We start from the raw sequence: 12,977 nt of genomic DNA, 5'->3' as shown, positions 1-12,977 counted from the left end.
CAACGACAAGGACAAGACAATGAACCTCCGCCAATTCGTGATGGGCAGCGGCCTCGCCGCCGTTATCGCATTCTCTTGCACGCCCGTGTTCGCTGCGGACGCGGCAGCATCGGCAACGGACGCAACGGCGGCCGCTCCCGCTGCTACGTCGAAGAAGTCGATTCGCGTTGCGAATCGCGCGTTCTCGAAGACCGTTCAAAAGACGCTGTTGAAGACGAAGGGCCTGGAAGATACGTCGATCACGGCATTCGGCAATGCGAAGACGGGTCAGGTGACCTTGGCCGGCCAGATTGTGAGCGAAGACCAGGACCGCCTCGCCGTCGAAACGGCAAAGCAGGTGCATGGCGTCACGGCCGTCGTCAGCAAGCTGACGCTGCGCCAGCAAGGCGGCGGTTGATCGCGGCGTAATACACGATGGCGAACGGCCTTGCGGGCATGCGTCCCGCAGGGCCGCCGCCGTCAGAGCAAAGACGTTTTCACGCTATGGCCCGCGACAGGGACGGGAGATGAGCCGATGAATGCGCTATCCGAAGAGAACATCGTGGTCCGCACGTTGCTGAATGTGCTGGACCCATCCACAGAACAGCGCGACGCGTGCGCAGTCAACCGTTACGCGGCACTGAAGAAGCTGCGCGTCAGCATCCCGTCGCCCGTCGTTGAGAACCTGTACGACGCGCCGTCCCGGCCCGCGCATATCGTCGTCGAGGAGCGGCTGTCGTCGTGCACGATCAGCGTCTCATGGAGTGATCCCCGCTCGGGGCGATACAACGCGCAGATATGGCGCAGCGGACTCGCGCGCGATGCAGCCGTGTGCGCGCTGACGGGCCGCGCGATCAGTCGCGGCGACGAGGTGTTTCGTCCGCGCGCGCATGACTTTCATGTGCCGTCCAACCGGCATCAGATGATCCTCGCCGCGACGCTCGATCCGCACGCGGAACAGTCTGTCGCATGAGGCGTATCATTTCCAGTCCGAATCATTATCGGGGACAACATGAGTGAACTATGGCGCTTGTCGGCGGCTGAACTCGCGAGGCGTGTTCGCAGCCGTGAGGTATCCGCGCGCGAGGCGGCGCAATCCGCGCTGGCGCGTCTCGATGCAGTGAACCCCATCATCAACGCCGTCGTTGCGCACAAGCCCGAATGGGTGCTGCGCCAGGCGGACGAGATCGACCAGGCGATCGCGCGCGGCGAAGATCCGGGGCCGCTCGCAGGCGTGCCCGTCACTGTGAAGATCAACGTCGATCAGGCTGGCTTTGCGACCACGAACGGCACGCGTCTGCAGGAAAACCTGATTGCCGAAACGAGCAGTCCCGCCGTGGACAATCTGTCGAAGGCAGGCGCGGTGCTGCTTGGTCGCACCAATTCGCCGACCTTCGCGCTGCGCTGGTTCACGTCGAACCAGGTGCATGGGCGCACGTTGAATCCGCGCGATGCAAAGCTCACGCCGGGTGGCTCATCGGGCGGCGCGGCTGCGGCTGTCACGGCAGGGATCGGGCAACTCGCGCTCGGCACCGATATTGGCGGCTCGGTCCGCTATCCCGCCTATGCGTGCGGCGTGCACGGACTCAGGCCGAGCTTTGGGCGTGTGCCGGCGTTCAACGCGTCGTCGCCGGAACGCGCGATCGGCGCGCAACTGATGTCGGCAGCGGGACCGATTGGACGCACGATCGAAGATCTTCGTCTCGGCCTGCTCGCGCTTGCCGCGCCGGATCTTCGCGATCCCTGGTATGTGCCGCTGCCGCTGGAAGGGCGCGCCGTGCCGCTGCGTGCGGCGCTGTGCCTGCGCCCTGGCGGTTTGCAGATCGCGAAGGAAGTCGAGGATGCGTTGCTCGATTCGGCGCGCCGGCTCGTCGATGCAGGCTGGACCGTCGAGGAAATCGACGACGTGCCGTCGATCCGTGAAGCCGGGCAATTGCAGGAGCGCTTATGGCTGGGTGACGGCTTCGACGCGCTGGCCGATTCCGTCGCGCGTGACGGCGATCCGGGCGCGGCTGCTGTGGTCGCGGCGGCGCGTCTGAAAGTGCAGGGCCTGCCTGCCGATGTGATCAGCCGTTCGCTGGTGCGGCGCTCGACGCTGGTTCGTCAGTGGCGCCTGTTCCTCGATCAGTATGGGGTGGTGCTGATGCCCGTCTCAGGCGAACTGCCGTTTCCCGACGATCTCGATCAGCGTGGCCCCGAAGGTTTCGATCGGGTATGGGAAGCGCAGCTCACGATGCGCGCGCTGCCCGCGATGGGCCTGCCGGGGCTGGCTGTCACGACGCAACTGGTCGACGGCGTGCCCGTCGGCGTGCAGATCGTCGCGGCGCATTATCGCGAGGACTTGTGTCTGCTGGCGGGCGAAGCGATCGAAGCGCGCGGCGTGCCGCCTTCGCCGATCGACCCTGTTGTTTGAGCTTGCCGGGCGGCAACTGCCGCCCGGTCCACACGCGCCCTCATCAAACATCACGAAAGGGGCGCGGTGACGGCCACGATTGCGGCGCCCCGCAGCCGTTCGGCCAGATCGAGATGAACCGGGCGCTCGCCCCACCAGCGCGCGAACCCCGATCGCGCGCGATGGCCGATCACCACGATATCGGCATGGAATGCTGCGACATGCAGCGGAACCACGTCGATAGTGCGTCCGAACTTGATGAAGCCATGCGCGGTGACGCCGAGATTCATGAGATGCGTGACGGCAACGTCGAGCGCGTGTTGCGCGTGGGCTTCCATACTGCTGCACGCGAGATCCGACAGCAAGCCTGCACAAGTCGCATTGGCGGTGATCGAATCGACGACGGAAACGACATCGACGTGTGCGGACAACGCCAGCGACAATTGCGAGCAGCGTTTCAGCGCGGCTTGCGCTTCGAGCGTTCCGTCGTAGACGAGCAGCATTCTTGAAAAGGATGACATGTTCTTTCGAGGCCGTAACGGAGCGCGAAGCGGATCGTACTCCGATTGAAAGTGAGGAATTCGTAATGCGAGCCGGATGCATCCGATGCTGGATTTCCGGTGCTCTTCTCAACAACGCTTAGCCAGGCGGATCTATTCCGCGAACGTTTTTCTGGAAAAGGTGTGGTGAGCAAAGAGAACTTTTCTTCGCAGTAGAATGCCGCCGCGCGTGGCCCATCGGATCGGCGCGCCAGATCGAATAGATGATCGAGAACATCCAGTCGATCGGCGATGTATCGCGAGGCAGCTTGTGTGAGTCTTCAAGCCCGCGCGCACAGGCCTGATGAACCAGTTCTTCCGCTTCATATTCGTTCTCTGTCAGCCGTAGCGCGAAAGACCAGAGCCGGGGAAGCATGTCCGGAAGAACGAGCGAGAGATCTATGCACTGCATTGCAATCGGGAAGCGGAATGACCGAGGGGAACTGTCTACTCTATCGCTCCAAATTGGCGGATGCCTTGTCCATGCGGCGTATTTGTCTTGTCTGGGACGCGCATTCGTCTTTGAAACGGAATGTATCCGGAGACGCTGTAGACACATTACGACATATTCCTGCACTAAAACCAGGCTATAACCAGGCATCAGTCAGAAAGCGCGTTTTGGACAAGCGATCGAATTGCCTTGGACAATTTCCGAAAGAGTCGAATCACTACACTGAAAAGTCACAGGTTCCCTGCGTTAGCGGAATCCGTTGGTGGGTTTCAACCCGGCATCACGCGATCGAAACCCTTTCACTGTAGATGTAGAAGACTTTCAATCGGAAAGATCATGACCGAGTACTCCACAGCACTTTCGTCGAATGTCCGCAGTCGCTTTTTCATCGATGGCGAATGGGTGCTGAGCCACGCCGACGCGCGCCATGTGCTGATTTCTCCTGCGACGGAAGAGCCATTCATGTCGGTTCCCCTTGCGGATTCCGTGGACGTCGAGCGTGCGATCGCGGCGGCGCGCAGGGCGTTCGACAAGGGTCCGTGGCCGACGCTATCGGGCGCTGAGCGAAGCATCTATCTGAAGCGGCTGACGGAAGAAATCCGCCAGCGCTTGCCCTTGCTCGCGCAACTGTGGACCGATCAGGTCGGCGCGCCAATTACATTCGCGAGCGGCCTGCTTCCCACGGGCATCACGCGCTTCGAGTTCTTTGCGTCGCTCGCAGAGACGTTCGAGTTCGAGGACTCACGACCGACGCGGCGCGGGCATGCGCGCGTTCGCCGCGAACCCGTCGGCGTGGCCGCGTTGGTTGCGCCGTGGAATGCAACCTTCCCGATCGTGTCGCACAAGATCGCGGCGGCGCTGGCTGCGGGTTGCACGGTTGTCGTCAAGTCGCCGCCGGAGAGTCCGCTCGATGCGCTGATCATCGCGGAATGCGCGGCGGCTGCGGGCCTCCCGCCGGGCGTGCTGAATGTCATCACGGCGGGCCGCGACGAGGGCGCGCAACTGGTGCAGTCACGCGATGTCGACAAGATCAGCTTTACGGGCAGCGTCGCAACGGGGCAGTGGATCGCACGCGCGGCGGTGGACCGGCTGGCGCGCGTGACGCTGGAACTCGGCGGGAAATCAGCGGCGATTCTGCTCGACGACGTCGATCTGCCTTCGGCACTGGCAGCGCTGACGCCGTTCACGATGCCGTTTTCCGGCCAGATCTGCTTCGCACAGACGCGCATACTTGCGCCCAGGGCACAGCATGACGAGGTCGTCAGCGCGTACGCTGAGATCATTTCGAAGCTGAAGCTCGGCGACCCGCGCGAGACCGATACGCGGATCGGGCCGGTATTGAACGCCGTGCAGCGCGATCGCGTGCGCGGCTATATTGAGCGAGGCATCGAGGAAGGCGCGCAACGGGTGTTGGGCGGAACGGGCAATGGCGGCTTCGAGAAAGGCTATTTCGTCGAGCCTACGGTATTCGCTCGCGTCACGCCGGACATGACGATTGCGCAGCAGGAGATCTTCGGCCCCGTCGTGTCGATTCTTCCTTATGACGACATCGACGACGCCGTGCGTATCGCGAACGACACGCCGTATGGCCTGAGCGGCTCAGTTTATAGCAGCGACGTGGAGCGGGCTTACGCACTCGCGTGCCGCATCCGGGCAGGCCATATTGGCATCAACGGCATCGAACTGGCGGCGAATGTGCCGTTCGGTGGTTACAAGTTGTCAGGAGTGGGCCGCGAAGGCGGCCGCGAGGGACTGGAGGCGTACCTCGAAACCAAGGCAGTGTTCATGCCGACGGCGGCTGGATGACAGGCAGAGAGGCGCGGGCGTGACGGTCGTCGTGATCGATTCGTTACGGTCGCGCCAAAGACCTGCGCATGCCCGTCCGTCTTGATTCATGGGACGTTTTCATGCACTTCGACACGCACGAGATCACTTTCGACACCGGTCTGAGCGCGGGCGAGCGATGGTCGCACATCATGTTGAACAGCCACGGATTGAAATGCGCCTTCGATCCGCGGCAGTCGATCGACTCGACCGTCAAGAGCTGGCGCCTGGGCGAAGTCGGCGTCTCGCTTGCCGACCTCGCAACGCAGACGCTGTCGCCCGTCGGCGAGGAATTGCCGTCGTGGCAAGGCGGCTGGCTGTTCGTCAAGCTCGTGACGGAGGGCCATGTGCATGTGCAATCGCGCGGCCTGGTCGATCGTTTCGACGCGGGCAGCATGTTCATCATCGACCCCGTCTATCCGTTTGTCGAAGTGTTCCCTGAACGCGCACGGATGACGGTGCTGCGCGTACCGAAAGCGCGTTTGCGCGAACGCGGCGTGCATCGGTCGAGCGCGGGGCCGCTGGTCGGCGATGCATTGTCGCCCGATGTTCGCGCGACCTGCGATCTCATCCAGTGCATCGCGCGGCAATCCACCGCGCCGAGCGTCATTGCACAGAACATGATGGGTGAACAACTGCTCGAACTCATCGAGTTCGCGATGATCGATCCCGGCGCGCGGTCGAAGCGGCGATGCCCCGAAGCGTTGATCCATCAGGCGAAGCGCTACATTGAAAGTCATCTTGGCGAGGCAGGGCTGGATGTCGCTTCGATTGCGTCCGGCGTGCATGTTTCGTCACAACACTTGCAGCGGCTGTTCCGTGTAAAGGGCATGTCGCCGATGCGGTATCTGTGGCAGGCGCGGCTCGAGCGCGCGGCGCTGTTGCTGCGAACGCGCGGTGTGCACGACAGTTCGATTCAGGAAATTGCATGGCAGTGCGGATTCACCACGGCAGCGCATTTCAGCCGCCTGTTCAAGCGGCAATACGGCGTGTCGCCATCGGATTTCCGCTTTACGGGTAATCAGTTGTAGAAGCATTCAGTCACAGGAAAACATCGTGAACAAGGCATTTTTCGCAGCATTGGCATTGAGCAGTGCCATCGCGTCAGCGGGTTTGCACGCGGAAACCATCAAGCCCGTCAAGGTTTCGAAGGCCGAACTCGCGGGCGCGGTATTCAACCGTAACGACGCGGTCAAGAAAGACGAAAGCGGAAATCGAAGTACTGACGTGGTCACCTTCACTTCGCCGGACAACGCCTATCAGACGGGCGTGTACAAATCGGGTCCGTTGCACGAGGACATCAAAGGTCCGCAAGGTCTGCCTTATACGGAGTTCCTCTATTTTCTTTCGGGCAATGTGAAGCTGACGTCATCGGACGGTTCGGTGATGGTCGTGAATACGGGCGAAGCCGTCACGCTGCCGAAAGGCTGGACGGGGCAGTTCGACACGCAGGGCTACACCAAGCTCTACGTCACCTACGATGCGGACGAAGCGAAGAAGTAGTAAGACGGTCCTGATGGTTGAACCTGCTTCCCGGACGGCAATTCACGACGTTTTTGTATCCCAATGTATCTGCGCCGCCGCGTGATACATAACGACTCATTGGCGGACATTGCGGACAAACCGCAGATACGTCCGACATGTTTAATACCTCCATGCCAGCCGTACTGGCGTTGCGAACGGGAAGCGCGAACAGGCGTTCGCGCCAAACGCACTGAGGCACTGAGCCGACGCTCGCGCTGTGCACGTTCCGCGTGCTGTCGAGTCAACAGGCTGCGCATCTGACAAGAGCGCGCAGATGTCATCCAAGCAACCGTACCTGAGGAAAAAAACATGTCGGATCAGATCAACACTCGGCGCCGTCGTCTTCTCGGGACGACCATTGCAGGTATCAGCCTGATGGAACTGGGCCTGAGCGGGCTCGCCAATGCGCAGACCAGCGTCAAGACGGGCGGACGTGCCGCTTCGTTCGATACGATCAAACAGATCAATGCGGGCACGCTGAACATCGGCTACGCGGAAGCGGGCCCGCAGAACGGCCCGGTTGCGATTCTGCTGCACGGCTGGCCGTACGACATCTACAGCTTTGCCGAAGTCACGCCGCTGCTGGTCGCCGCCGGTTACCGGGTGATCGTGCCGTATCTGCGCGGCTACGGCAGCACGCGCTTCCTGTCTGCGGATACGCCGCGCAACGGCCAGCAATCCGTGATCGCCGTCGACATCATCGCGCTGATGGACGCTCTGAAGATCGACAAGGCCGTGCTGGGCGGGTTCGACTGGGGTGCGCGCACGGTGGACATCATCGCGGCGCTGTGGCCAGAGCGTGTCAAGGCGCTGGTGTCGGTGAGCGGTTATCTGATCGGCAGCCAGCAGGCGAACCGCGCGCCGCTGCCGCCGAAAGCGGAGTTCGCGTGGTGGTATCAGTTCTACTTCGCGACGGAGCGTGGTTATGCGGGCTACGACGCGAATCGCCACGACTTCAACAAGCTGATCTGGCAACTTGCCTCGCCGAAGTGGAATTTCGACGACGCGACGTTCGATCGCACGGCCGAGTCGTTCGCTAACCCGGACCACGTTGCCATCGTGATCGACAACTATCGCTGGCGTCTCGGTCTGTCGCGCGGCGAGGCGAAATACGACGAACTGGAAAAGCGCCTCGCGGCAGCGCCGACCATTTCCGTGCCGACCATCACGATGGAAGGCGACTCGAACGGCGCGCCGCATCCGGACCCTTCCGCCTACGCGAAGAAGTTCACTGGCAAGTACGCGCACCGGAACATCGGCGGTGGCGTCGGGCACAACCTGCCGCAGGAAGCGCCGAAGGCATTCGCCGACGCAATCATCGACGTAGCGCGTTTCTGATCGGACGACCGATGAGCCATCCCATGCGACCCATGCGACTCGCGCGGACCGCGTATGTCGTCCTCGGCACGGCGCTGCTGGTCGGCGCCGTGTCGGCGGATCAGGCAGTTGCCGAATCCGCCAGGCCTGCCGCTGCAACGAAAGCGGCATCGCCAATTTACGGTGTCACCATCCCTGACGGATACCGCAAGTGGCAGATGATCGCACCCGCCGAGGAAGCCGCGCCGCTCGACGAGCTGCGCGTCGTGCTGGGCAATCCCGCCGCGATCAAGGCGATCGAAAGCTCGACGCTGCCGTATCCGGACGGCACGATACTCGTGAAGCTCGCTTATAAGTGCAAGCAGTCACCCGATTTCGAATCCGCGACCGTGCCGGGGCAGGCGACCACGGTGCAGGTGATGGTGAAGGACTCGCGACGCTATGCATCGACGGGCGGTTGGGGGTTCGGGCGCTTCATCAACGGGCAGCCCGCCGACCTTGCGCAGCATCAGACGTGTTTCGCCTGCCACGCGGCACGAGTGAAGGACCGCGACTACGTCTTCACGCGGTACGCGCCGTAAGCGCGGGCGGGGATTTCCAGGTAGTGGGATTGCGACGCGCCTAAAGGCTGTGTGGGATAATCGCGGTTTGCCCAGGGCGCGACTCACGAGGTTGTTCGCACGGGCGCATAAGGGGCCTTTATTCCCGTGGCCCGCTTTCTCTCCGCGATAACTCTCCCACAACCACGATGCCCGCATACCGTTCCAAAACCTCCACCGCCGGCCGCAACATGGCTGGGGCGCGCTCGCTGTGGCGCGCCACCGGCATGAAAGACGAAGACTTCTCCAAGCCGATCATCGCGGTGGTCAATTCGTTCACCCAGTTCGTGCCCGGACACGTGCACCTGAAAGACCTGGGCCAACTCGTCGCACGTGAAATCGAAGCGGCAGGTGGTGTAGCCAAGGAATTCAACACCATCGCCGTCGACGACGGCATCGCGATGGGCCACGACGGCATGCTGTATTCGCTGCCGAGCCGCGACATCATCGCGGACTCCGTCGAATACATGGTCAATGCGCACTGCGCCGACGCGATGGTGTGCATCTCCAACTGCGACAAGATCACCCCGGGCATGCTGATGGCCGCGATGCGCCTCAACATTCCCGTGATCTTCGTGTCCGGCGGCCCGATGGAAGCGGGCAAGACGCGCCTCGCGAATCCGAAGACGGGCACGATCGAGTTCAAGAAGCTCGACCTCGTGGACGCGATGGTGATCGCAGCCGACCAGTCGTACTCCGATGCCGACGTCGCCGAAGTGGAGCGCTCCGCCTGCCCGACCTGCGGTTCGTGCTCGGGCATGTTCACGGCCAACTCGATGAACTGCCTGACGGAAGCGCTGGGTCTTTCGCTGCCCGGCAACGGCACGGTGGTCGCGACGCACGCGGACCGTGAGCAACTGTTCAAGCGCGCGGGGCGCCGTGTCGTCGAACTGGCGCGCCAGTACTACGAGAACGAAGACGAGCGCGTGCTGCCGCGTTCGGTCGGCTTCAAGGCGTTCGAAAACGCGATGACGCTCGATATCGCGATGGGCGGCTCGACCAACACGATCCTGCATTTGCTTGCTATCGCGCGCGAGGCGGAAATCGACTTCTCGATGACGGACATCGACCGTCTGTCGCGCATCGTGCCGCAGCTGTGCAAGGTCGCGCCCAACACGAACAAGTACCACATCGAAGACGTGCATCGCGCGGGCGGCATCATGGCCATCCTCGGCGAACTGGACCGCGCGGGCAAGCTGCACACGGACGTGCCGACCGTGCATGCGCCGACGCTCAAGGACGCACTTGCGCAGTGGGACATTGCGCTGACGGACGACGAAGCCGTCAAGACGTTCTATATGGCGGGCCCGGCCGGTGTTCCGACCCAGATCGCGTTCAGCCAGAACACGCGCTGGCCGAGCCTGGACCTGGACCGTGCGGAAGGCTGCATTCGCTCGTATGAGCACGCGTTCTCGAAGGAAGGCGGGCTTGCGGTGCTGACAGGCAACATCGCGCTCGATGGTTGCGTGGTGAAGACGGCGGGTGTCGACGAAAGCATTCTGGTGTTCGAAGGCTCGGCGCACGTGACGGAGTCGCAGGATGAAGCGGTGGAGAACATCCTCAACGACAAGGTCAAGGCGGGCGATATCGTGATCGTGCGTTATGAAGGGCCCAAGGGTGGTCCCGGCATGCAGGAGATGCTGTACCCGACGAGTTATATCAAGTCGAAGGGGCTCGGCAAGGCGTGCGCGCTGCTGACGGATGGGCGCTTTTCGGGCGGTACGTCTGGGCTGTCGATCGGCCATTGCTCGCCGGAAGCGGCGGCGGGCGGTGCGATTGGCCTCGTGCGTGATGGCGATCGCATTCGCATCGATATTCCGAACCGTACGATCGATGTGCTGTTGTCGGACGAAGAACTCGCGCGTCGCCGTGAAGAGCAGAATGCCAAGGGCTGGAAGCCCGCCAAGCCGCGTCCGCGGAAGGTGTCAGCTGCGCTGAAGGCCTATGCGAAACTCGTGATGTCGGCGGATAAGGGCGCGGTGCGGGATTTGTCGTTGCTGGAGGATTGATTCTCGTTGGATGCCGGTTTGGTGTTTTTGACTTTGCGCTGGCATCCGCGATTCGTTAGCCTGCTTCAGGCGTCGCCCCTGTGCGGGGCGGCACCTACTTTTCTTTGCCGCCGCAAAGAAAAGTAGGCAAAAGAAAGCGGCTCACACCGCCAACATTTGTTCGTGCCTGAGGGCCCCCAACCGGTCCCTCACTTCACACGGCAACCTTCCTGTTCGCGTTCGTTGCCAACGCTCTTGCGCTGCGCCTCACCCGCTTCACGCACCCGCGTTGCGGCACGCCGTGCCAGATATCCCACGGCCGCCCAGGTGGCAAATTGTGTGTAGGCCGTAGCACCTCACACGCCTCACTCCGGACCGATAGCGCACGCGTTCCACCCTGTAAGAGCGCCACGCTATACGACGCGACAACCTACACACAGTTTGCCACCTGGGCGGCGGAGACCATTCGCTGCCGCCAGCCCTTGAGCGGGCGTTTGAAGCGGGTGAGGCGTTCATTCGAAGCGTTGGCAACGAACGCGAACAAGGACGTTACCGTGTGAAGCGTAAGACCCTTTGGGGGTCCTCAGGCAAAGAGAAATGTTGGCGGTGTGAGCCGCTTTCTTTTGCCTACTTTTCTTTGCGGCGGCAAAGAAAAGTAGGTGCCGCCCCGCACAGGGGCGACGCGTGAAGCACGCTAACAAATCGCGGATGCCAGCAGCAAAAACAAGCAAACCACCCAGCGTCGCAGACAACCAAGAGCGGATACCGCCCCGCACAGGGGCGACGCTTGAAGCACGCTAACAAATCGCGGATGCCAGCGGCAAAAACAGGCAAACCACCCAGCGTCGCAGACAACCAAGGGCAGAGATTGCCCCGCACAGGGGCGACGCGTGAAGCACGCTAACAAATCGCGGATGCCAGCAGCAAAAACAAGCAAACCATCCAGCGTCGCAGACAACCAAGAGCAGAGACAGGGACAACGCTAGCAAACCAAAAGCAAACCGCAAACCCAAACCAGCAACAGCATCCGCTCGGGCCGAAACCATAAATCTTTCAGCGCCTGGCGCCCCAATAACCCTCGATCAATTCGCCGCCGCGTCGATCCTCCCAAACACCCCCGTCGTCTTGCTCGGCCCCGCCGCATAGAACAGCGCGTTCTTCGGCTGATTGTCGACGTCGTTACCGAAACTGATCCCCCACAGCCCATGCTGCGTGAACGGCTGACCATCGTGCAGCGTAAGCTTGCCAAGATCCTTCGCGCTATTCGGATCGAACGCTTCGATCGTGCCGTCGCCAAAATTGCCGACCAGCAGATCATTGCTCAACGTGCCAAAGTTCGCGGGCGCCTGCGCAATGCCCCACGGCGCATTCAACACGCCACCCATCCCGGCGAACTGCCTGACAAAGTGGCCGCTGAGATCAAACTCGTCGAGCACGCCCAGTCCGGCTCCTACGACCTGCGCGCTCGCCGTCGCGTTCTGCTTCGCATAGGTGACGAAGATGTTGTTGCCGATCGCCTGAATGCCGAACGGCGCGAAGCCCGCCGGCAGCGTCGGGTCCTTGAACTGTCCGTCGAGCTGGACCTTCGTGAACGTGGTATTGAACACGTCGATCTTGCCGTTATGGAAATCGGCCGCGTACAGCAGGTTCTGCCCGTTCACGGCGGCTGCCGTCAAACCTTTGTAGTTGGCGCCCGCGCTGCCGTCATCGAATGCGGTGACGGCCTGCGTCGGCAGCACTTTCGGGGACCACGCGGCGATCGTGCCTGCGTCGGTAGCCCAGACGAAGACAGCGGTGCTGCTGTTGCCGCCGCTGCTGATGGTGAAATCCGTCGTGGAATTGAAGATGATGCCCGTCGGTCCGGCAGGACCGTTCTTGCCATCGGGAATCGTCACGACGAGGGACTGCACGACGCCATTGCCGTCGTAGAGCGTCGACTTGTGAGTCGTATTGTCCGACACCCAGAAGGTGCCCTTCGGATTGAACGCCACGCCCCAGCCGTTCTGCAGGTTCGGATCAGTATGCGCGGCGGCGGTGCTGCCGTCGGAAACCAGTGCGGTCGACGTGAACGGGCTGGCGGGCGGCGTGGGCGGCGCGGGCGAATCGTTGCTGCCGCCGCATGCCGCGAGGCCGGCTGCCAGAACGCCGGCGAGTGACATTGCGAATAAAGGACTATAGGTCTTCATCATCGACTTCCTCATTCGTTGTGACGCATATAAAGAGGATCGCTAACAAATAGAACTGAAATGTTCTCGGGCGATTCAGACGGTCCGCTTGAGATAGGACCTCTTTCCATAACAACTGTGACGGTCTGCCTATTCCAACGTTTTTTGCTTACCGCGTTAGAGCGTTGCATGCAGTCAC

General features: G+C 62.0%; 12 protein-coding genes. 9 read left to right on the top strand and 3 right to left on the bottom strand.

Annotated features, from left to right (window positions below; translation table 11 throughout):
* The first annotated feature begins 19 nt into the window (after positions 1–19).
* The 3 genes from H1204_RS23030 (at position 20) to H1204_RS23020 (ending at position 2,392) form a co-directional block, all read left to right on the top strand.
* Positions 20–397: a BON domain-containing protein gene (locus H1204_RS23030; protein ID WP_180733061.1), complete on the top strand. Its 378-nt coding sequence runs from the start codon at positions 20–22 to the stop codon at positions 395–397.
* A gap of 117 nt (positions 398–514) precedes the next feature.
* Positions 515–952 (top strand): DUF3331 domain-containing protein, encoded by a 438-nt coding sequence (locus tag H1204_RS23025; protein ID WP_180733060.1) that lies wholly within the window; start codon positions 515–517, stop codon positions 950–952.
* A gap of 39 nt (positions 953–991) precedes the next feature.
* Positions 992–2,392 carry an amidase family protein gene (locus tag H1204_RS23020; RefSeq protein WP_180733058.1) on the top strand — a complete coding sequence of 467 codons (1,401 nt, stop codon included), beginning with the start codon at positions 992–994 and terminating at the stop codon, positions 2,390–2,392.
* Between the two features lie 50 nt (positions 2,393–2,442).
* Here the strand turns inward: H1204_RS23020 and H1204_RS23015 are convergent, their stop codons facing one another.
* Both H1204_RS23015 and H1204_RS23010 read right to left on the bottom strand, forming a co-directional pair.
* Positions 2,443–2,892 carry a universal stress protein gene (locus tag H1204_RS23015; RefSeq protein ID WP_243468767.1) on the bottom strand — a complete coding sequence of 150 codons (450 nt, stop codon included), beginning with the start codon at positions 2,890–2,892 and terminating at the stop codon, positions 2,443–2,445.
* 118 nt (positions 2,893–3,010) lie between these two features.
* On the bottom strand, positions 3,011–3,286 hold the full coding sequence (locus H1204_RS23010; RefSeq protein ID WP_243468766.1) for a sigma factor: 276 nt from the start codon (positions 3,284–3,286) through the stop codon (positions 3,011–3,013).
* Between the two features lie 411 nt (positions 3,287–3,697).
* Here H1204_RS23010 and H1204_RS23005 point away from each other — a divergent pair, with 411 nt between their 5' ends.
* The 6 genes from H1204_RS23005 (at position 3,698) to ilvD (ending at position 10,634) form a co-directional block, all read left to right on the top strand.
* Positions 3,698–5,167, top strand: coding sequence for an aldehyde dehydrogenase (locus H1204_RS23005; RefSeq protein ID WP_180733055.1), 1,470 nt, complete (start codon positions 3,698–3,700; stop codon positions 5,165–5,167).
* A 68-nt stretch (positions 5,168–5,235) separates the two neighbouring features.
* Entirely contained in the window at positions 5,236–6,216 is a 981-nt protein-coding gene (locus tag H1204_RS23000) for an AraC family transcriptional regulator (protein ID WP_243468765.1), read from the top strand.
* Between the two features lie 25 nt (positions 6,217–6,241).
* On the top strand, positions 6,242–6,688 hold the full coding sequence (locus H1204_RS22995; protein WP_180733053.1) for a cupin domain-containing protein: 447 nt from the start codon (positions 6,242–6,244) through the stop codon (positions 6,686–6,688).
* A gap of 330 nt (positions 6,689–7,018) precedes the next feature.
* Positions 7,019–8,047, top strand: coding sequence for an alpha/beta hydrolase (locus H1204_RS22990; protein ID WP_180733052.1), 1,029 nt, complete (start codon positions 7,019–7,021; stop codon positions 8,045–8,047).
* 32 nt (positions 8,048–8,079) lie between these two features.
* Positions 8,080–8,607 carry a cytochrome P460 family protein gene (locus tag H1204_RS22985; RefSeq protein ID WP_180733278.1) on the top strand — a complete coding sequence of 176 codons (528 nt, stop codon included), beginning with the start codon at positions 8,080–8,082 and terminating at the stop codon, positions 8,605–8,607.
* A 167-nt stretch (positions 8,608–8,774) separates the two neighbouring features.
* Positions 8,775–10,634, top strand: coding sequence for a dihydroxy-acid dehydratase (gene ilvD, locus H1204_RS22980; protein WP_180733050.1), 1,860 nt, complete (start codon positions 8,775–8,777; stop codon positions 10,632–10,634).
* Between the two features lie 1,061 nt (positions 10,635–11,695).
* Here the strand turns inward: ilvD and H1204_RS22975 are convergent.
* Positions 11,696–12,802 carry a TIGR03118 family protein gene (locus tag H1204_RS22975; RefSeq protein ID WP_346015759.1) on the bottom strand — a complete coding sequence of 369 codons (1,107 nt, stop codon included), beginning with the start codon at positions 12,800–12,802 and terminating at the stop codon, positions 11,696–11,698.
* Between the last annotated feature and the right edge of the window lie 175 nt (positions 12,803–12,977).

Source organism: Paraburkholderia sp. PGU19 (assembly GCF_013426915.1).
Classification (GTDB): Bacteria; Pseudomonadota; Gammaproteobacteria; order Burkholderiales; family Burkholderiaceae; genus Paraburkholderia.
This window is presented reverse-complemented; position numbering and strand designations above follow the sequence as displayed.

Coding starts and splice junctions, on each gene's coding strand:
- H1204_RS23015 (WP_243468767.1), bottom strand. CDS start 2,892: ATGTCATCCTTTTCAAGAATGCTGCTCGTCTACGACGGAACGCTCGAA.
- H1204_RS22985 (WP_180733278.1), top strand. CDS start 8,080: ATGCGACTCGCGCGGACCGCGTATGTCGTCCTCGGCACGGCGCTGCTG.
- H1204_RS23030 (WP_180733061.1), top strand. CDS start 20: ATGAACCTCCGCCAATTCGTGATGGGCAGCGGCCTCGCCGCCGTTATC.
- H1204_RS22975 (WP_346015759.1), bottom strand. CDS start 12,802: ATGATGAAGACCTATAGTCCTTTATTCGCAATGTCACTCGCCGGCGTT.
- H1204_RS23020 (WP_180733058.1), top strand. CDS start 992: ATGAGTGAACTATGGCGCTTGTCGGCGGCTGAACTCGCGAGGCGTGTT.
- H1204_RS23005 (WP_180733055.1), top strand. CDS start 3,698: ATGACCGAGTACTCCACAGCACTTTCGTCGAATGTCCGCAGTCGCTTT.
- H1204_RS23025 (WP_180733060.1), top strand. CDS start 515: ATGAATGCGCTATCCGAAGAGAACATCGTGGTCCGCACGTTGCTGAAT.
- ilvD (WP_180733050.1), top strand. CDS start 8,775: ATGCCCGCATACCGTTCCAAAACCTCCACCGCCGGCCGCAACATGGCT.
- H1204_RS23000 (WP_243468765.1), top strand. CDS start 5,236: ATGCCCGTCCGTCTTGATTCATGGGACGTTTTCATGCACTTCGACACG.
- H1204_RS23010 (WP_243468766.1), bottom strand. CDS start 3,286: ATGCTTCCCCGGCTCTGGTCTTTCGCGCTACGGCTGACAGAGAACGAA.
- H1204_RS22990 (WP_180733052.1), top strand. CDS start 7,019: ATGTCGGATCAGATCAACACTCGGCGCCGTCGTCTTCTCGGGACGACC.